Here is an 18,240-nt window from a genome sequence, read left to right on the forward strand (position 1 = left end):
GGGCCTCAGCCCATCACCAAATCGCTCCCCAGCTTCAGCACCAGCGCCAGCACCACGCCGAGCACCACCTTGCGCACCAGCGTGTCGCCGCCCTTCACCGCGAGGTGCGCGCCGACGTACGCGCCGACGAACTGGGCGCCGGCCATGGGCAGCGCCACCTTCCACAGCACCACGCCCTTGAAGGCGAACATCGCCACCGAGGCGAGGTTGGAGGCGAAGTTCACCACCTTCGCGTCGGCGGACGCGCGCGCCAGGCCGTGGCCCAGCAGCGTGGAGAAGCCCACGATGAGGAAGGTACCCGTGCCCGGCCCGAAGAAGCCGTCATAGGCGCCGATGCCCAGCGCGATGAGCGCGCCAATCGCGTGAGCGCGGGGGCGGGGGCCGGGCTCGGGCCTGTCACCGGGGCGCGGGGCCTTGCGAAAGGTGAGGAACACCGCCACCGCGATGAGCAACACGAGCACCAGCGGCTTGAGCACCTCCGGCTTCACCAGCAGCACCAGCCCGGCGCCCGCGAAGGCGCCCACCAGGCCGAAGGGGAACGTCACCCGCGCCAGCTTCCAGTCCACCAGCCCCGCGCGGGAGAAGCGCACCAGCGCCGCGAACGAGCCGAAGACGGACTGCCCCTTGTTGGTGCCTAGCGCCACGTGCGGCGGCAGGCCGACGGCCAGCACGGCGGGCAGGGTGATGAGCCCGCCGCCTCCGGCGATGGCGTCGACGATGCCCGCGGTGAACGCGGCCAGGCAGAGCAGGATGATGTGCAGCGTGCTGACGTCCACGTCCACCGGGAGCCCACCTCCGCGCGGGCGCGCCTGGGTACCACGCTCCGCGTGCGCCGTCGCGGCTGCCCGCTTCTTGCGTCGCCGCACGCCTTGGGCGTCAATGGCGGCGCGACTCCGCTTCCCTGCCCGAGGTCCCCGTGCTCGCTTCCCTCATCACCGTGCTGGCGCTCACGCTGGCCTCGGCTCCGCCCTCGCAGGACCCGTCCGCGCCCACCTGCCGCTCCATCGATGGGCAGGTGTCCTGCGGCTACGGGTGCAAGTCGGACGGACAGCGGGTGCGGTGCGCGCAGACACCCCAGGGCCGCTGCCAGGTGGTGGACGGACAGGCCGTGTGCTTCGACCCGCCGGCCTACGTGCTGAAGGCGTACGGCTCGGCGCTGCCAGAGCCCCAGTGCAAGAACATCGATGGGGTGGTGGCATGTGGCTACAACTGCGCGATGCAGCCGGGCAAGGTGAAGTGCGCGAAGTCTCCGGCCGGGGTGTGCAAGGGGCGCGGTGGCGAGGTGGAGTGCTTCGACCCGCCGGCGGTGGTGTTCGCGGTGTACGGCAAGGAGACGCCCCCCGCGGACTGCCGCACCAACGGGGTGCAGCTGACGTGTGGCTATGGCTGTGTGAATGCCCCGGAGGGGGTGCGCTGCGCCCGGACGCCCGCGGGTGTGTGCAAGCTGGCCAGCGGCCGCATCACCTGCTTCGACCCGTCCCCGGCGGCGCTGTGCGCCTGGAAGCGCTCGCTGCCCACGCCCGAGTGCCGCAATAGCGAGGTGGGGCCGGTGTGCGGCTACGGGTGTACGACAGCGTTCTCGAAGTCGGACTGCGCCTCGACGCCCGCGGGGATGTGCAAGGTGTTCGATTCAGAGGTGTTCTGCTTCGACCCGCCCGCCGAGCAGCAGGCGGATGCCGCGTGCCTGGCGGCGCTGGGGCTGGCGGCGCTGGACGGCGCGACGCCCTGACGCGGAATACGGGCATCCCGCCCGGTCGTCTGCTTTGAGACACCCGGGGACAGCGGTAGGGTTCTCCTTTCTCGCAACCTCTTCGGAGTCGAGCGGCGCATGGCGGAGGGTGAGGTCCGGCAGTACTGGGTTCGCAACGACAGGGGCACCATGTGGGGGCCCCTCACCCTGCCGACCATCGAGCTGCTCGTGGAGAGCGGCTCCATCAAGGGCAAGCTCCAGGTCTCCGAGGACGGCCTCAACTTCGCCTTCCCCTGGCGCTTCCCCGAGGCCCGCGACTCCTTCCCCCGAGCCCTGTGGGGCGATGGAGCGCCGGAGGTCCCGGCCGGGGCGCCCGCCAGTTCGCCGGGTCCCAGGCCCGCTGCGGCTCCGGGCGGCCAGCCCCCGCCGGGAGCGCCTGTAGCAGGCCCGGGCGCGGCGCCGATGGCGGGCCCCGGCACCCGTCCGCCGATGGCGGGCCCGGGTGCGGCACCGATGGCCGGCCCGGGCGCGGCGCCCATGGCAGGCCCCGGCACCCGTCCGCCGATGGCGGGCCCGGGCGCAGCGCCCATGGCGGGGCCCGGTACCCGTCCGCCCCAGGGCCCCATGCCGATGGCGGGCCCGGGAACCCGCCCGCCCGTGGCCCCGGGAGCGGCTCCGGCGGCAGGTCCCGGTCCCCAGGTTCCCCCGGGGCGCCCGGTGGCCGCCCCGCAGCCCGGTGCCGTGCCGGGAAGGCCTCCCGTTGCGCCCGGCACGCCCCAGGCGGCGGGCCCCACGGTGGCGCCGAATGCCGTCGCCAGAGGCGCCACGGCCCCGACACCGCCTCCGTTCGCCAACCCCACGGCCGCCGCGCCCGTCGCCGCACCGCCGCCCGCGCCCGGCCCCGCCGTGGTACCGGAAGATGCGTCGCCCTTCACGGTCCCAGCCCAGGGGCCGCTGGACCAGCACTCCTCCATCCGGCTCTATGGCCGCATCGCCGCCGGGGAGCAGACGGGCCTGCTGTCGCTCCTGCTGTCGGACCGCACCGTCCTCATCCACTTCCGCAAGGGCAACCCGGAGTTCGTCGACTCGTCGCACGCGGAGGACGCGCTCGGCACGTCCCTGGTGGGGGCGAAGCTCCTCACGCCCGAGCAGCTCCAGCAGGCCGAGTCCTCGCGAGAACGCTTCGGCGGGGACCTGCTCGCGGCGCTCTTCGGTCAGGGCCTGCTCCAGCCGGCCAGCGCCTTCACGTACCTGGCGCAGCGCGCGGTGAGCATCCTGTCCAAGGGCCTGCGCGCGGAGTCCGGCACCTTCACCTTCGAGCCGCGTGATTTGCCGGGGCAGAAGGCGATGCCGCTGGGCAACCGCTGGGCGGTGCTGAGCGACACGGTGCGCCGCCTGCCGACGGGGGACCTCAAGCGCCGGCTGGCGCCGGTGCTCCAGCTTCCCATCATGAAGTCCGGCGGACTGGTGGCCGCGAGCGAGCTGCGCCTCACCCCGCACGAGGTCCGCGCGCTGGCTGTCATCGACGGTGTGCGCTCGGTGGCGCAGCTCCTGAACGACTTCCCGCAGGACGCCGACCACCTGCTGCGCATCTCCTTCCTGCTCAAGGAGCTGGACGCGGTGTCCTTCGCCGCGCCCGCGAGGGCCGCCGCCGTGTCACCGCCCCCTGGCGCCTCGGCCACGCCGCCCCCGCCGGCCGCCGCGCAGCGGCCCGCGCCACCGCCCCAGGCCACCGCCGCGCGGCCTCCGGGTGCACCACCGCCCGCCGCCGCTCCCCAGGCGGGGCCTGGCGCCCAGCGCCCGCCGCCCGTGGTGGGCGCGTCCAGTCCAGGTGCTCCCGCCCAGCCCGGCGCACCCCGTCCCGCCGGCCCGCCCGTCGTGGGCCCGAGCGCCGGAGCGGCATCCCCTCCCCGTCCCGCGGGTGCCGCGCCCGTCGCGGGTCCGGGTGCCACCGCCGCGCGGCCTCCGGGTGCGCCGCCGCCCGCCGCCGGTGCGGCGCAGCCCCGTCCTCCCGTCGCCGCGCCCCAGGCTCCGCAGCGTCCGGCGCCTCCCACGGTCGCCGCGGCGCCCGCGAATGCTCCGGGCTCCGAGGAGATTCCCGCGCTGCGTCAGCTGGCCATGGCGATGAAGCAGCAGAACTTCTTCCAGCGACTCAGCCTGACGGAGCAGACGAACGCGAGCGCGGTGAAGATTGCCTACTTCCGGCTGGCAAAGCTGTACCACCCGGACACGCTGCCGCAGGGGGCGCCGCCGGAGCTGGAGAAGCTGAAGGCGGAGGTCTTCGCGTACATCGGCGATGCGTACCGGATGCTCTCGGACGACAAGAGCCGGGCCGAGTACATCGAGGAGCTGAAGAGCGGCGGCGCCGGGGCCGACGTGGACATCAACTCCATCCTCATGGCCGAGGAGCTGTTCCAGAAGTCCTGCATCCTCGTGAAGGCGCGCAAGTTCCCCGAGGCCGTGAAGATGCTGGACGAGGCCATCAAGCTGAACGCCGAGGAGGCGGAGTTCTACGCGTGGCGGGGCTACGCGCGCTTCTTCATGGCCACGGACAAGAAGGCGGCGCAGCCCGAGGCGTTCCGTGAAATCCAGAACGCCATCAAGCGCAATGAGCGCTGCGCGCCCGCGCACTACTTCCTCGGGGTGATTGCCAAGCTGGTGGGCGATGCTTCGAGCGCCCTGAAGCACTTCAAGAGGACCGTGGAGCTTCAGCCAGACCACATCGACGCGCAGCGGGAGATCCGCATGGCGACGCAGAAGAAGTAGGGTGCGTCCCCCGTCGTCGTCGGCCGGGGCGCCCTGCCCCCGCCACCTACCAAGAAGGAGTTGAGGAACGTGCCGCTCACCGGGAAGCAACGCCGCGCCCTGCGCGCGCTAGGACACCACCTGGAGCCGGTGGTCATCGTCGGACAGCACGGCGTCACCGAGGGCGTCATCGCCGCACTCGATCAGGCCCTGACGGACCACGAGCTCATCAAGGTGAAGATCAACGAAGGCCCGGAGACGCGCCAGGAGGCCGCCGCGAAGATGGCCGAGGGCACCCAGTCAGAGCTGGCCCAGCTCCTGGGCCGCACCGCGCTGCTCTTCAAGAAGCGGAAGGAGAAGTCGAAGTTCGAGAAGTTCTAAGGGCAGGCGCTACCAGGACAGGGCTTCGGGCGCCTCGCTGAAGAGCGCCCGGAGTTCACGGTGTTGCCGCTGCTGCCGCTTCATCTCCCACCACACCGTAGGATGCGCCGCCAGCTGGATGGCCTCGATGCGCCGCTGGAGCGCTGCACGCGAGGCGCCACCCTCCCGAAGGGTGATGTACTCAGCGAGGCGAGCCCGGTAGGAACCGAAGGCCTCTGCCCGGGCGACCGTGAGGAGTTCCCGGTTCAGCCGCAGGATGCGCCGCGTGTAGTCGGCCCGCTCGTAGTCGCGTGTGCCCCTCGTGTCCATTGGCTCGAACATGAAGGTGCCCTGAAGGTCGAGGACCAGGAAGGCCATCGGGTCCTCACCGCGCGGGTCGATGAGCGCGGGCTCGCCCTTGGGTGGGGGCCGTGAGGGAACACGGGAAGAAGAGCTGACCTCGACAGGCTTGCGTGACCAGCCTGGGAAGACCGCGAACTGGTTGTTCTTCGGCCCGTTACACGGACCACAGGCATACAGGTAGTTGCGCCAGGCGAAGACCAGCTCCGGATAGAGATCTTTGGGCCGGATGTGCTCGACCTCGTCGGCGGCGGAGTCCTCACAGTACCCGCAGCGTTGAGCCCCTGAGCACATCGCCGTGAGCTGCCGGCGGACCTCCGCGAACGTCCTGTTCCGGGGAGTGTTGCGCTGCTTGAAGATTCGCTTCGCGGCCTCGACGCGCGCCGTATGGCTCGCGAGTGCATCCACTTCCGCCTGCCAGCTCATGAGCTGCCGGGCGGCGGTCGTGGGCAGCGGAATGTCGGGCAGCTTGATCACTCCCTGCCCCACGCCTCCGATTCATGGACGGTCATCGCCGCGGTGGGCTGGCTCGCGCGCAGGGTTGCCTGCTCCTTGCGCTCAGCAGCGGTAAGCCCCTTCCGCAATTCCTTCATGTTCAGCTCGGCCAACCGCTGGAGCCTCTCCTTCGCGCGCTCCGACCGGGTGATTCCCTCGCCGAACACGCCCGTGCCATAGGCGTCGAGCACGTTGCCGTAGATGAGCCGGTCCAGTTCCACGCCGGTCACCTGCCGAGCCTCTTCATCCGTACCCGGCTTGGGGAGCCGCCAGACCGTCCCCTCTTCCGCTGCCTGACAAACCAGGGGGCTGTGGGTCGTGACGAGGAACTGCATCTTCGGGAAGTGCTTCCGGAACCAGAGCCCCACGTTGCGCTGCCACGTCGGGTGCAGGTGGGCGTCCACCTCGTCGATGAGCACCACGCCCGGCACGTTGATGCGTGTAGGGTCCTTCGCGTCGAAGACCCGTTTGGCGCCATAGGCAGCCACGAGCTGGCGGATAAGCTCGAAGGTCATGCTCAAGATGGAGCGATAACCATCGCTCAGTTCCTCCACTGGGACATGGTGCCCATTGCCATCCACGAAGATCACCTCGTCCGAGGTAATCTCCTCCAAGCGCGCATGATGCGGCAGGAAGTCAGGCTGATTGATGAACTTCTTGAGCAAGCGCAGCAGTTGGCCCTCGGGCCCCTTCTCGAGCGCCTTGAACTTCAACTGCTGAAGCCACTTCAATCCCTCAGTGAGGGCAACGCTCTCGTCGAAAACAGACAGATGGCGAGCAAGTTCGGGGTTGGAGGAAAAGAGCTGGTCGTAGTCCTTATCTCCCCCGGTGAACCTCCGGAAGGGACCGTACGAGGCAGAGAACCATCCTGTTCTATCCCCCTGCGAGAACCACGCGGGCGCGTGATCAATGAAGGCGGTCACGGTCCTTGACCCGAACTTCATAGGCGCAAGCTGGAAACCAGCTTGAATCGCGCGGTTCTGCGACTGTTTTTCTTTGCTCTTGTCGAACCTGGGTTCAGGCGCGAGTGTCAGGTGAACGGCTCCATTCGGCCCGTGCCGTGGCCACCGTGCCAAGTCGACACGGAGCGCGGACGCCCCAAGATGCCCCACGAGCGCCAGTGCGATAGAGCGCAGGACCGAAGACTTCCCGGATCCGTTATCTCCTAGGATGACGTGCCAGCCCGGTGCGTTCTGGAGTGGGACCTCCCACTCCAGCTTCCGGATGGCCCGGATGTTCTCGATAGTGAATCGCGTCAGGTACATGGCTCGGCCGAACACGCTAGCCGCATCCGCGCTCCGTTCCCAGAAAGGACGATGATGCTCACGCCAGGGCCACTACGTCTGCACACGGTCCCGACTGCATCCACCGCACCTCCCCTTCCCCCCGGGTAGAACCCGCCACCCGCCGGATGCACACCTGTGTCATCCGGCAAGGCAATGGCCCCCACCGCGCCGCACCCCAGCTTCCGGGGTGATGCGAGTTCCCGCGACCTTCGCTTCCATTGCCCTGCTGTTCCTCGTCCCGGGGTCCATGGCCCTGGGCCAGTCCTTCGTCTCCGACGAGGGACTGCACCCGCTCGACGCCGGCCCTCTGGAAGGCGCGGACTGCTCACTGCGTCCCGAGGGCTGTCTCCCTGTCGCGGCCGCGTCGGCCCGCGAGGTCATCTACGCCTTCCTCGACGAGGGCACGCTGGCGGACGCGGACCTCATCCTCGCGGACCGCTGGCCCGTGCCCCGCTTCGAGCCGGTGCACCTCGGCCCGTCGCTCACGTGGACCGAGGACCCCTTCGCGGAGAAGTACTGGCGCTTCACCTTCTACGGCATGCGGCCCACGCGCCACCTGCTCTGGGCCTGGCGCCAGACGGGAGACCCGCGCTACCGGGACAAGCTCCTCCACGTGCTGGAGGGCTTCGTCGTCCGCGGGCACCAGTCCGAGCACGCCTGGGACAAGCACACCGCCGCCTTCCGGGCCATGGTGCTGGTGAACACCTACGTCAAGCTGCTGTCCGACAAGAGCCTCAAGGAGCCGCTGGCGGGCCGGCTGCGCCTGCGCATCCAGGAGCTGGGGGTCTTCCTCCGAGATCCGAAGAACTTCGAGGATGACTACAACCACGGACTCGCCGAGGCCGGGGCGCTGCTGCTCATCGCGGAGAACTTCCCCGGCTTCGACGCCGCGCCCGAGTGGCGGGCCACGGCGGTAGCGCGGCTGGAGGGGCTGCTCGACAAGGTGCTCGACGCGGACGGCGTCGAGGTGGAGCAGTCGCCCTTCTACCATTTCTACTTCCTGACGGGCTTCTGGCAGCTCTACCACTGGGCGCACTCCCACGGCGTGCTGCTGTCCCCGGGTGCCGAGCAGCGAATCGTGCAGATGCTCCGCTACGCCACGCACATCGTCCTGCCGGACGGGGACATCCCGATGATTGGCTCCAGCGTGGAGCGCAACATCCGCAAGTCCCAGGACACGCCGCTGTACCAGCAGATGGCCGTCCTGGACCCGAGGTTCGCCTATGTCCTCTCCGCCGGCGCCACGGGAACCCCGCCCCCGGAGACTCGCGTGCTCTTCCCCTCGTCTGGACAGGCCGTGCTGCGCTCCAGCTTCGGGACGGTGAAGAACTTCAAGATGCAGACCCACGTCATCTTCGACGTGGGGCCCTACCGCACGCTACACAGCCACCTGGACGCGCTGGCGGTGCAACTCTACTCGGCGGGGCGCACGCTGCTGCCCGACTCGGGCCACTTCACCAACGAGCCCGAGACGGCGGGCTACGACTACTTCCGGGGCACGCGCTCCCACAACACGGTGTTGGTGGACGGCAAGGACCAGCGCGAGGGCACCGCGCAAGCGGGGCTCTCCACCGGAGGCCCGCCGGGCGGCTGGGCGTACCAGTCCGGCTGGCACGCGCTCTACGACGGCGTGGTGCACAAGCGCGCGGTGGCGCTGCTGCGGCAGGACCTGGTGCTCGTCCTCGACGACCTCGCCAGCGACACCGCGCATACGTACGACCAGACCTGGCACCTGTTCCCCCAGGCGGACCTGCAGATGGACCGGCTGCGCGCGAGGGCGCTGGACCCCGTCACCGGGAAGCCCCTGCTCGCCATCCAGCAGGTCCTCACGGCCAGCAGCATGACCGTCAACGTCCGCAAGGGACACGCCACGCCAATGGAGGGCTGGCACTCCGCGAAGTTCGAGCAGAAGGAGCCGGGCTTCACGCTGCGCTGGCGGCGGACGGCGACGAAGCGCGTGCAGTTCGCCACGCTGCTCGTGTCCGGCGGCTTCGCGGAGTCCACCGCGCTGCCTGCCTTCGTGGAGCGCAACGCCCAGGGCTGGGTGGCCACCGTGTGCATCCCGGATGGCCGGGGCTACCGGCTCACGGTGCTGGACCTGGCGGGCCCCGGAGAGCGGGCGATGATGGAAGTGACGAGTTCCTGCCCGCTCACACCCGCTCCCTGAGCCCCACGGCACGAGGCCCTCTCGCGCCGCCGCTCAGCGGCCGGTGAAGCGTGCTTCGCGGCGCTCGATGAAGGACTGCACGCCCTCGGCCGCATCCTCCGAGCCGACCAGCTGGAGCAACCGGGGGAGCAGGGCCTTCGCGGCGGCCTCGGGCCCCTCGTGCAGCGTCTGCCGGGCGGAGGCCAGCGTCGCCTGCACACCGAGGGGCGCCTGCTTCGCCACCGTCTCCGCCAGGGCGAGCGCGCGCTCCAACTGACGGCCGCGCTCCACCACCTCCTGCACGAGCCCGATGCGGTGCGCCTCACGCGCATCGAACTCGTCACCGGTGAGCAGGTAGCGCATGGCGTTGCCCCAGCCGGCCGCCTGCGGGAAGCGCAGGGTGGCGCCGCCGAAGGGGAAGATGCCGCGCTTGATTTCAATCTGTCCGAAGCGCGCGTCCTCGGAGGCGACGGAGATGTCGGCGGCGAGGATGAGCTCGATGGACAGCGTGAGGCACAGGCCCTGGACGGCGACGATGAGCGGCTTGGTGCGCACATCGCCCTGGGTGGCCCACGGGTCGATGAGGCCCTTCGGCGCGAGCCCCTCACCCTGGGCGAGCGCGGGCGCCACGCTGGCCAGGTCCAGACCGGCGGAGAAGTGGTCTCCCACGGCGTACACCACCATGCAGCGCACGTCCGGGTTGCGGTCCGCGTCGGTCATGGCCCCGGCGAACGCGCGCAGCATGCCCAGGTCGAACGCGTTGCGCTTCTCGGGACGGTTGATGCCGATGACGGCGATGTGGCCACGCACTTCCAGGGTGATGCGGGGGTCGGTCTGGCTCATGGGGCTCCCGAGGGGCGAAGAGTCGCCGGGCATCTTCACCCGTCCCAGGGACGCCGCACATCGCCTTGTGGCCGGAGGACGGCCAAGCATCGTCCACGGCACATCACCCGGCCCGCGACGTCAGCGCGTGAAGCCCGCCGTCTCCGCCGCCAGCTCGGCGCCCTCGGCCAGCCTCTCCAACAGGACCGGCCCGAAGTACTGGCGCATGGACTCACCGCGCCGGTCCTTCACCAGCTCCGGCGACTCCACGTAGCCCACGTACCCATCCGCCAGCCCGAGCACTCCCGTGGCGCCGGTGCGTCGCACCAGCTCCGCGCCCGCGTCCACCGTGGGCTCACCCGGCACGGCCAGCAGCTCCAGCGGTCCCAGCGCCAGCGCGCCCACTTCCGCCACGCGCTGCGCGGAGCTGCACAGCAGGTTGTCCCCGGCCGCGCGGGTGAACGCCGGCACCAGCCGCGACGCATCCGGACGGGGCATTGCTACCTCCACGCGCGCCAGCGACAGTCGCACCGACTCGCCCACGGGTGACAGGGCCACCGTGCCCGCCAGCGTCGCCAGCGTCCGGGCGAAGCCCGACACGCGCTCCAGCCCCTTCCCTTCCGAGAAGGCCACCGAGGCGTTGCCCACCGTCCCCTGCAACAGCAGCGTCACGCCGCTGCCCTCCGACTCCCGCAGCGCGCTGAGCCGGCCGGGATAGTCCGGGTCCACGTACGCGCGCTCGCGAGGCACCATCGTCGGGTGCGCCGAGTACAGGAGCAGCTCCGCCACCGGCCCCGCCGCCCCCCGCAGCACCGCGCGAGTCATCGCTCCGTCCGGCGCCGTCCCCCCGCTGCGCGAGTAGACGAGTCCGGGCTCGCGCACCTCACCCACCTCCAGCTTCACGTCGGTGAGCGACGCGTGCGCCCGCGCCAGCGCATCCACGGCCGCGGCGGTGATGGCATCCACCGACTCCTGCCGGAAGCGGCCGGTGCCGACGAGCTGCGCCACCAGCCGCTCGTCATACCCACCGAGGGACGAGTGCGTGTGCGTGGCCATCACCAGCACCTCGCTCAAGCCCAGGGCGGTGGCCTGCGAGCGCACGCGCTCCATCACCTCGCTGGTGACGGAGAGCAGCTCCAGGGACACCAGCCCCACGCGCGCTCCCCCGGCCTCCAGCACCACCGCGCGCGCATGCAGCGGAGGGTCCGCCTGGCCTGCCTCGGGACGGGGCGGCGAGTAGCCGGCCACCACCACCGGGAAGGGCGGCGCGAGGGCCACCTTCGCCGCGCCCGCGCGCAGCGGGCCCTCGCCCCGAGCCTGGGACAGCACCACGGGCGCGCGCTCCGCCCAGACGCCGCACCAGTTCCAGGACGCCAGCGAATAGGCGGCGCCCACGGTGAGCAACACCAGGGGAATCAGGGAACGCCAGGGAACATGTCGCAGGAAGGCCATTTCGCCGGCCAGAGTACCCGTACACCCCGCGTCCCGCGATGCCTCATGGCCCACATGAGCCGACTCTGGCGGCGGGTGGAATACCCACCAGAGGGGCATGCGTTCCTGTTCCGCTCATCGCCCGAAAGGAGTAAGGCACGCGCCATGTGCGGCATCTTTGGAATCGTGGGGCACGCCGAGGCCTCCAACCTGACGTACCTGGGACTGCATGCCCTCCAGCACCGCGGGCAGGAGTCCGCGGGCATCGTGTCCTCTGACGGCAGCGGCCTTCGGGCGCACCGGCAGATGGGGCTCGTGGCGGACATCTTCGACGCGCCGGTGCTTGCCAGCCTGCCCGGACAGGCTGCAATCGGGCACGTGCGCTACTCCACCGCGGGTGGCAGCGCCCTCAAGAACGCGCAGCCGCTCTTCGTGCAGTACGCGGGCGGCCAGTGCGCCATCGCGCACAATGGAAACCTGGTCAACGCGGCCGAGCTGAAGGAACAGCTCGAGGCCGACGGCGCCATCTTCCAGTCGGACGCGGACACGGAAGTCATCCTGCACCTGCTGGCCCGCTCCAAGCAGGCCACCTTCGAGCAGAAGCTCGTGGAGGCGCTGCGCCGGGTGAAGGGCGCGTACAGCCTGCTGGTCCTCACCGAGAACAAGCTCGTCGCGGTGAGAGACCCGATGGGCATCCGCCCGCTGGTGCTGGGGCGGATGAAGGAAGGCGCGTATGTGCTCGCCAGCGAGTCGACGGCGCTGGACCTCATCGAGGCGGACATCGTTCGCGAGTTGGAGCCGGGCGAGCTGCTCGTCATCGAGAACGGCGTGATGCGCACCAGCAAGCCCTTCGCGGAGCCGAAGCGGCTGGCCCAGTGCATCTTCGAGCACGTGTACTTCGCGCGGCCGGACTCCACGCTGTTCGGCAACAACGTGTACGAGGTGCGCAAGCGCCTGGGCATGCAGCTCGCCCGCGAGCAGCCGGCCGAGGCGGACCTGGTCATCGCGGTGCCGGACTCGGGTGTGGCGGCGGCCATCGGCTTCTCGCAGCAGAGCGGGATTCCGTATGACGTGGGCCTCATCCGCAGCCACTACGTGGGCCGCACCTTCATCGAGCCGCAGCAGTCCATCCGCCACTTCGGCGTGAAGCTGAAGCTGTCCGCGGTGCGGCAGGTGCTCAAGGGCAAGCGCGTGGTGGTGGTGGACGACTCCATCGTCCGTGGCACCACGAGCCGCAAAATCGTGAAGATGATCAAGGCCGCAGGCGCGGTGGAGGTGCACCTGCGCATCTCCTCTCCGCCGACGAAGTGGCCCTGCTACTACGGCATCGACACGCCGAGCCGGCAGGAGCTCATCGCCGCCACGCACTCCATCGAGGAGATCGCGAAGTACGTCACGGCGGACTCGCTCGGCTACATCTCCATCGAAGGACTGGGGACGGCGGTGGGTGACCCGAATCGCGACAAGTTCTGCACCGCGTGCTTCTCCGGTCAGTACCTCGTCGGCGAGCTGACCTCCCCTTCGGAAGGGCCCAGCAAGCTGACCGCCTGAGGCCGCGCTCCGCGTGGCCTCACCCGCCAGGCCCCCTGCCCTCACCGGGTCGGGGGCCTTGGCGTTTCTGCAGCCTCAGTGGCGGTTGTCGAACTTGATGCCCTCGCGGACCTCGCTGAGGGCCTGCTCGGTGAGACCGATGGCCTTCACGCGATGGCCGCCCTTGTCGGTGTCCGCGTTCTTCAGCGACGTGAGCGCCCGCTCCAGGTGCGCGAGCGCGTCCCGCATCTTCGGCTGGCGGTCGGCATGGGCCTGGTTGGCGAAGCCGCCCAGGACGAAGGCGGCGGTGACGGCGACGAGGGTGCGGCGCATGGTGGGCTCCAGGGAGGGAAACAGCGTGTTTCCCCCATGAACCCGGGTGCCCGCCGGAAGTTGCGCCGGGAGTTTTCGATGACGTTCCGGGGCCCGGAGCGCTCAGGCCGCGTCGGGCTCGGACTCCGGCCGCGCGCCAGGCAGCGGCCTGCCGTCGATGAAGTCGGTGAGGTCCGCGGGCAGCGGCGCCTCGAACGCGCACTCCTGACCGGAGCCCGGGTGCGGGAAGACGATGCGCGCGGCGTGCAGCGCGTGCCGGGGCAGGCGCAGCCGGAGCCACGCCTCGGGCTCCAGGCAGTGCTTGCTGAAGCGGTCGAAGTAGCCGGGGTCCGGCCCGTACATCTTGTCGCCCACCAGCGGGAAGCCCGCCTCGCGCAGGTGGACGCGAATCTGGTGCTGCCGTCCCGTCTCCGGGAAGCAGCGCAGCAGCGCGAAGGGCTCGCCGTCGCGGGAGAAGCGCTGGAGCACCTGGAAGCGGGTGCGGCTCTCCTTGCCCTCCACCGCGTCGATGCGGACGGCGATGCGGATGAGCTCGGTGCCCTCGGCGATGGGCGCGTCCACGACGAAGGAGTCCTCGGGCGGATGCCCCTCGCAGACGGCGAGGTACTCCTTGTGGACGTCGCGCGACATGAAGAGCCGGCCCAGCACACGGCAGGAGTCGGTGGTGCGGCCACAGACGACGAGGCCGCTCGTCTCGCGGTCCAGGCGGTGCGCGGGCTCGGCGTGGCGCTCCCCGAAGCGCTCGCGCAGGAGGGTGACGAGGGTGCCCTTGTGGTAGCGCGCCGTGGGGTGGATGGGCAGCCCCGCCGGCTTGTCGAGCACCATCAGCCACTCGTCCTGGAAGACCACGGGCAGGTCCGTGGGCGTCTCGGGCTCCTCGCTGGCGCGGCGGCGGAGGCGGAAGGTGAGGCCCGGGTAGACGGGCGTGGACGGCTTCAGCTTCCGCTCGTCGCAGAGGATGCCGCGCCGGATGACGCCCTGCAGGCGCTCGCGCGTCATGCGGCGGATCTTCTGTCCCAGGTATCGGTCCAACCGCCACCCGGCGTAGTTGGGCTCCACGACGTAGGTGATGTCGACGTAGCCCTCGGGGGCCTCGTCCGTCGTCACGAAGGCGGGGGAGTCCGCGGGTGTGTCCTGCTCGCTGTGCATGGGCCTTCCGCGCGCTCTAACACGGCCGACCCCGCCGCACAGTCCACATGGACGCCAGGCCCCCTGACAGCGAAACGGGCACCACCCCGCCCCCCTGTCGGGAGACGCGGCCGGTGCCCGTCACGTCACTGTCGGAAGGCGCGTCCGCCGCTCAGGCGTAGACCGCGCGCAGCGGGGCGTTCTCCACGCCCAGGTAGCGCGCGAACAGGTCGGCGATGCGCTCGCCGGCGCGGCCGTCCCAGAGGTCCGGGATGCGGCCCTTCTTGCCCTGACCATCGAGGATGCGGTCCGCGGCCTGGCGGATGCGGTCCGGGTCGGTGCCCACCACCTCGTTGGTGCCCTCCTCCACGGTGATGGGGCGCTCGGTCTGCTCGCGCAGGGTGAGGCACGGCACGCCCAGCGCGGTGGTCTCCTCCTGGAGGCCACCCGAGTCGGTAAGGATGAGCTTCGCCTGCGACATCAGCCCCACGAACTCCATGTGGCCCATGGGGTCCACGGGGCGCAGGTTCGGGTGACGCTCGAACCAGTGGCCCAGGCCCTGCTCGGCAATCATCTTCCGCGTGCGCGGGTGCACCGGGAAGATGACGGGCAGGCGCGTGGACACGTGGGCGACGGCGGACAGCAGACCGCCGAGCAGCCGCGGGTCATCCACGTTGGACTGACGGTGGAGCGTGCACACCGCGTAGCCGCGAGGGGTGAGGCCCAGGTCCTTCAGCGTGGGCAGCCGCTCCGCCTTCTCCTTGGACGCGATGAGCGAGTCGATCATCACGTTGCCCACGAAGTGGATGCGGGCCGGGTCGCAGCCCTCCTTCAGGAGGTTGGTGTCCGCGTCGCGCGAGGGCGTCAGCAGCAGGTCCGACAGCCGGTCGGTGACGAGGCGGTTGACCTCCTCCGGCATGTGCTGGACGAAGCTGCGCAGGCCCGCCTCCACGTGCGCCAGGGGAATGGCCAGCTTCGACGTCACCAGCGCGGCGGCGAGGGTGCTGTTCACGTCACCCACCACGGAGACGAGGTCTGGCTGGTGCTCCAGGAAGACCTTCTCCAGTTCCACCATCATCCGCGCGGTCTGCTGCGCGTGACTGCCCGAGCCGATGCCCAGGTGGACGTCCGGCGCCGGGAGTCCCAAGTCCGAGAAGAAGACGTCGCTCATCTTGACGTCGTAGTGCTGTCCGGTGTGGACGAGAAGCTGCTGGAGCGAGGTGCGCGCCGCGATGGCCTTGTAGATGGGGGCCACCTTCATGAAATTGGGACGCGCGCCGACGATGTGGATGACCTTCTTCATGTCGCCAGCGAAGCTAGGCACTGACTTGCAGGTGACTAGTGGTTGAAGGTGGGCGCCCCCATGGGTGGCGGAGATGCGTCCTGAATCTGATAGACGGGATGTGTCATGTCCGCGTCGCCCGCCTCCAAGACTGTCGCCGTCATCCCCGCCCGCCACGCCAGCACGCGCTTTCCGGGCAAGCCGCTCGCCCCCATCGCCGGCCGGCCGATGATTGAGCACGTGTGGAACCGCTGCCAGGAAGCCAACACCTTCGACGAGGTGTGGGTGGCCACGGACGACGAGCGCATCCGCGCCACGGTGGAGGGCTTCGGCGGCCGGGCGGTGATGACCCGCCCCGACTGCGCCACCGGCACGGACCGGGTGGCGGAGGTGGCGCGAGGGCGTCCGGACGTGGACGTCTGGGTGAATGTGCAGGGCGACGAGCCACTGGTGGACCCCGCCGCCCTCCGGGTGCTGGCGGGCCTCTTCGCGGACCCGGGCGTGCGCATGGGCACGCTGGTGCGGCCCCTGGAGGCTGACGAGGCGGGCAGCCCCAACGTGGTGAAGGCGGTGCTCGCGCTCAACGGGGACGCGCTCTACTTCAGCCGCAGCCTGGTGCCCTTCGTCCGCGAGCCGGGGACGTCCGTGCGGCGCTGGGGGCACATCGGCCTGTACGGCTACCGGCGGGACGTGCTGCTGTCGCTGGCGGGCCTGGCGCCCACCCCGCTGGAGGAGGCGGAGAAGCTGGAGCAGCTCCGCGCGCTGGAGCACGGCATCTCCATCCGCTGCGCGCAGGTGTCCTGGCGCACGGTGGCGGTGGACGTGCCCGAGGACGTGGCGAAGGTGGAGACCGTCATGCGTGAGCGGAGGCCATAGCCATGGGCTTCTGGAGTGACCTGTTCGGCGGCAAGAAGCAGGAGGCGAAGGAGGAACCCGCCTCCAGTGCACCGGCCACGGAGAAGGCGCAGGCGCCGCCGGAACCGAAGCCGGAGCCCCCCAGGCCCGCCCCACCGCCGAAGCCGAAACCCGAGACCCGCAAGCAAGCGCAGCAGCAGGAGGAGGACGAGGACATGGAGGGCGTGCAGCGGCTGTTGTCGCGCAAGGTGGAGCGGGTGCTGGAGCAGCTCGGGGCGATGGCGGCGCGAGCGCGCACGGGCGAGGAAGTGCCCTCGCTCACCGTCACGCTGCACCTGGCGCACGGGCACTCGATGACGGGCGAGGTGGTGGACTACGTCCCGCGCGAGTCGGTGCTGATGGCGCTGGGCAAGGAGGGCCTGCTGCGCTCCGCGTCCGTGGCCTACGTGGACCTGACCACGGTGGTGGCGGTGTCGGTGGGCAACGCGGACAAGCTGCTGGACATGGCGCCGCTGGTGCGGCCGAACCCCACGCGGCAGGACGTGATGTCGCTGATGGAGAAGCTGCCACACGCCATCACCGAGCAGTTCTGGCCGGGCGAGGCGACGCTGGGCGGCCGCCCGCTGCGCTTCGAGGTGGACTGGGTGGGGCTGGACGACGAGTCGGGCCGCCGCGCGCTGGAGACGGCGATGAACGTGGCGGGCCACGCGCTGCGCGCGCTGGCGCAGGAGCAGGGGCGCGAGGTGCTGCGCCGCATCCTCACCGTGCGCTTCATCAAGGGGCGCGACACGCGCGTGGCCATGGAAGGCGACACGGGCACCGTGACGGTGGCCCCCGGCGCTGGAGACCCCACGGTGTCCGCGTTCCGGAAGGCCTTCGCCGCCGGAATCAGATGACGGGCAGCTCGCCGGTGTCGGGGCCTGGAGGAAAGGCCGCGTCGAGGCGGGCCAGCTCCTCCGGCGAGAGCGTCAGCGCCGCGGCCGCGGCGTTGTCGCGCATGTGGGCCTCGCGGCTGGCCTTCGGAATGGCGAACAGCGACGGCCGCCGCACGAGGAACCGCAGGGCCACCTGGTACGGGCTGGCACCGTGGGCGCGGGCGATGGCCCCCAGCACCTTGCCGCCCGGACTGTCCGGCGTCGGGAAGCTGCCGTTGCCGAAGGGGCTGTAGCCCACCACCGCCACACCGTGGGCCTCGCACCAGGGGATGACGGCGTGCTCAATCGCGCGCTCCTCCAGGTGGTAGAGCACCTGGTTGCAGGCGATGCGGCCCGGCCCCGCCAGGGCGAGCGCCTCCTCCAGGTCCTCCACCCCGAAGTTGCTCACGCCCCAGGAGCGAATCTTCCCGTCCGCCACCAGCTTCTCGAAGGCGCGCACCGTGCCCTCCAGCGGGTGTCGGCCAGTCCAGTGCAGCAGGTAGCAGTCCAGCCGGTCCGTGCGCAGCCGCTTCAGGCTCCGCTCACACGCGGCCAGCGTGCCCTCGTAGGTGGCGTTGGAGGGCATCACCTTGGACACGAGGAACACCTCGTCCCTGCGGCCGGCAATCGCCTCGGAGACGATGCTCTCCTCCACCTTGCCGTAGCCGTACAGCTCGGCGGTGTCCACGTGCGTCAGGCCCAGGTCCAGCCCCGCCCGCAGGGCGCGGATGGCGCCTGCCTGGTCGTCGTCCTCCATCTGCCACGTCCCCTGCCCCAGGACGGGCACCTCCACGCCCGTGCCACCAAAACGGCGCTTCTCCATGGCACACCTCATGACGCGCAATCCGCTCCGGAAGGATTAG

General features: G+C 70.6%; 16 protein-coding genes. 7 read left to right on the forward strand and 9 right to left on the reverse strand.

All coding sequences use genetic code 11. The features are described 5' to 3' along the window. Positions 1–5: 5 nt before the first annotated feature. Entirely contained in the window at positions 6–782 is a 777-nt protein-coding gene (locus G4D85_RS03900) for a TSUP family transporter (RefSeq protein WP_164007963.1), read from the reverse strand. Positions 783–916: 134 nt separating this feature from the next. On the opposite strand from G4D85_RS03900, the gene G4D85_RS03905 reads away from it, so the two are divergent. From G4D85_RS03905 to yhbY, 3 genes are all read left to right on the forward strand, one after another. After that, a complete protein-coding gene (locus tag G4D85_RS03905; RefSeq protein ID WP_164007965.1) occupies positions 917–1,729 on the forward strand; it encodes a hypothetical protein in 813 nt (270 codons plus the stop codon). A 99-nt stretch (positions 1,730–1,828) separates the two neighbouring features. Beyond that, entirely contained in the window at positions 1,829–4,456 is a 2,628-nt protein-coding gene (locus G4D85_RS03910; RefSeq protein WP_164007967.1) for a DnaJ domain-containing protein, read from the forward strand. 69 nt (positions 4,457–4,525) lie between these two features. Next, entirely contained in the window at positions 4,526–4,816 is a 291-nt protein-coding gene (yhbY, locus tag G4D85_RS03915; protein ID WP_164007968.1) for a ribosome assembly RNA-binding protein YhbY, read from the forward strand. A 9-nt stretch (positions 4,817–4,825) separates the two neighbouring features. Here the strand turns inward: yhbY and G4D85_RS03920 are convergent, their stop codons facing one another. Next, the gene (locus G4D85_RS03920; RefSeq protein ID WP_205525408.1) at positions 4,826–5,632 is read right to left on the reverse strand and encodes an HNH endonuclease family protein; all 807 of its coding nucleotides are present in this window, start codon (positions 5,630–5,632) and stop codon (positions 4,826–4,828) included. After that, on the reverse strand, positions 5,629–6,915 hold the full coding sequence (locus G4D85_RS03925; protein ID WP_164007970.1) for an AAA family ATPase: 1,287 nt from the start codon (positions 6,913–6,915) through the stop codon (positions 5,629–5,631). The genes G4D85_RS03920 and G4D85_RS03925 overlap by 4 nt, the downstream gene beginning before the upstream one ends. Before the next feature lie 211 nt (positions 6,916–7,126). Here G4D85_RS03925 and G4D85_RS03930 point away from each other — a divergent pair, with 211 nt between their 5' ends. Then, a complete protein-coding gene (locus tag G4D85_RS03930; RefSeq protein WP_164007972.1) occupies positions 7,127–9,103 on the forward strand; it encodes a heparinase II/III family protein in 1,977 nt (658 codons plus the stop codon). A 33-nt stretch (positions 9,104–9,136) separates the two neighbouring features. On the opposite strand, the gene G4D85_RS03935 is transcribed toward G4D85_RS03930, so the two are convergent. Beyond that, positions 9,137–9,925: a crotonase/enoyl-CoA hydratase family protein gene (locus tag G4D85_RS03935; protein WP_164007975.1), complete on the reverse strand. Its 789-nt coding sequence runs from the start codon at positions 9,923–9,925 to the stop codon at positions 9,137–9,139. Positions 9,926–10,045: 120 nt separating this feature from the next. Continuing rightward, on the reverse strand, positions 10,046–11,356 hold the full coding sequence (locus G4D85_RS03940) for a neutral/alkaline non-lysosomal ceramidase N-terminal domain-containing protein (protein ID WP_164007977.1): 1,311 nt from the start codon (positions 11,354–11,356) through the stop codon (positions 10,046–10,048). A gap of 144 nt (positions 11,357–11,500) precedes the next feature. Here G4D85_RS03940 and purF point away from each other — a divergent pair, with 144 nt between their 5' ends. Then, on the forward strand, positions 11,501–12,886 hold the full coding sequence (purF, locus tag G4D85_RS03945) for an amidophosphoribosyltransferase (RefSeq protein WP_205525409.1): 1,386 nt from the start codon (positions 11,501–11,503) through the stop codon (positions 12,884–12,886). A gap of 75 nt (positions 12,887–12,961) precedes the next feature. Here the strand turns inward: purF and G4D85_RS03950 are convergent, their stop codons facing one another. From G4D85_RS03950 to wecB, 3 genes are all read right to left on the reverse strand, one after another. Beyond that, positions 12,962–13,198 carry a hypothetical protein gene (locus tag G4D85_RS03950; RefSeq protein WP_164007978.1) on the reverse strand — a complete coding sequence of 79 codons (237 nt, stop codon included), beginning with the start codon at positions 13,196–13,198 and terminating at the stop codon, positions 12,962–12,964. A 102-nt stretch (positions 13,199–13,300) separates the two neighbouring features. Beyond that, the gene (locus tag G4D85_RS03955; protein WP_164007980.1) at positions 13,301–14,347 is read right to left on the reverse strand and encodes an RluA family pseudouridine synthase; all 1,047 of its coding nucleotides are present in this window, start codon (positions 14,345–14,347) and stop codon (positions 13,301–13,303) included. A 151-nt stretch (positions 14,348–14,498) separates the two neighbouring features. Further along, complete coding sequence (gene wecB, locus G4D85_RS03960; RefSeq protein ID WP_164007982.1) at positions 14,499–15,629, reverse strand: non-hydrolyzing UDP-N-acetylglucosamine 2-epimerase; 1,131 nt, start codon at positions 15,627–15,629, stop codon at positions 14,499–14,501. Between the two features lie 105 nt (positions 15,630–15,734). Here wecB and kdsB point away from each other — a divergent pair, with 105 nt between their 5' ends. Together kdsB and G4D85_RS03970 are read left to right on the forward strand one after the other, a co-directional pair. Next, positions 15,735–16,484 (forward strand): 3-deoxy-manno-octulosonate cytidylyltransferase, encoded by a 750-nt coding sequence (gene kdsB, locus G4D85_RS03965; RefSeq protein WP_164007984.1) that lies wholly within the window; start codon positions 15,735–15,737, stop codon positions 16,482–16,484. A 2-nt stretch (positions 16,485–16,486) separates the two neighbouring features. Further along, positions 16,487–17,359: a hypothetical protein gene (locus G4D85_RS03970; protein ID WP_164007986.1), complete on the forward strand. Its 873-nt coding sequence runs from the start codon at positions 16,487–16,489 to the stop codon at positions 17,357–17,359. Here G4D85_RS03970 and G4D85_RS03975 read toward each other — a convergent pair. Then, on the reverse strand, positions 17,352–18,200 hold the full coding sequence (locus tag G4D85_RS03975; protein ID WP_164007988.1) for an aldo/keto reductase: 849 nt from the start codon (positions 18,198–18,200) through the stop codon (positions 17,352–17,354). The genes G4D85_RS03970 and G4D85_RS03975 overlap by 8 nt on opposite strands. Positions 18,201–18,240: the final 40 nt, after the last annotated feature.

It is taken from the genome of Pyxidicoccus trucidator (assembly GCF_010894435.1).
Classification (GTDB): domain Bacteria; phylum Myxococcota; class Myxococcia; order Myxococcales; family Myxococcaceae; genus Myxococcus; species Myxococcus trucidator.

Bases quoted from the DNA above. Each gene is read 5' to 3' on its own strand.
- G4D85_RS03910 (WP_164007967.1), top strand. From the start codon at position 1,829: ATGGCGGAGGGTGAGGTCCGGCAGTACTGGGTTCGCAACGACAGGGGC.
- G4D85_RS03925 (WP_164007970.1), bottom strand. From the start codon at position 6,915: ATGTACCTGACGCGATTCACTATCGAGAACATCCGGGCCATCCGGAAG.
- G4D85_RS03930 (WP_164007972.1), top strand. From the start codon at position 7,127: ATGCGAGTTCCCGCGACCTTCGCTTCCATTGCCCTGCTGTTCCTCGTC.
- G4D85_RS03935 (WP_164007975.1), bottom strand. From the start codon at position 9,925: ATGAGCCAGACCGACCCCCGCATCACCCTGGAAGTGCGTGGCCACATC.
- G4D85_RS03940 (WP_164007977.1), bottom strand. From the start codon at position 11,356: ATGGCCTTCCTGCGACATGTTCCCTGGCGTTCCCTGATTCCCCTGGTG.
- purF (WP_205525409.1), top strand. From the start codon at position 11,501: ATGTGCGGCATCTTTGGAATCGTGGGGCACGCCGAGGCCTCCAACCTG.
- G4D85_RS03950 (WP_164007978.1), bottom strand. From the start codon at position 13,198: ATGCGCCGCACCCTCGTCGCCGTCACCGCCGCCTTCGTCCTGGGCGGC.
- G4D85_RS03955 (WP_164007980.1), bottom strand. From the start codon at position 14,347: ATGCACAGCGAGCAGGACACACCCGCGGACTCCCCCGCCTTCGTGACG.
- wecB (WP_164007982.1), bottom strand. From the start codon at position 15,629: ATGAAGAAGGTCATCCACATCGTCGGCGCGCGTCCCAATTTCATGAAG.
- kdsB (WP_164007984.1), top strand. From the start codon at position 15,735: ATGTCCGCGTCGCCCGCCTCCAAGACTGTCGCCGTCATCCCCGCCCGC.
- G4D85_RS03970 (WP_164007986.1), top strand. From the start codon at position 16,487: ATGGGCTTCTGGAGTGACCTGTTCGGCGGCAAGAAGCAGGAGGCGAAG.
- G4D85_RS03975 (WP_164007988.1), bottom strand. From the start codon at position 18,200: ATGGAGAAGCGCCGTTTTGGTGGCACGGGCGTGGAGGTGCCCGTCCTG.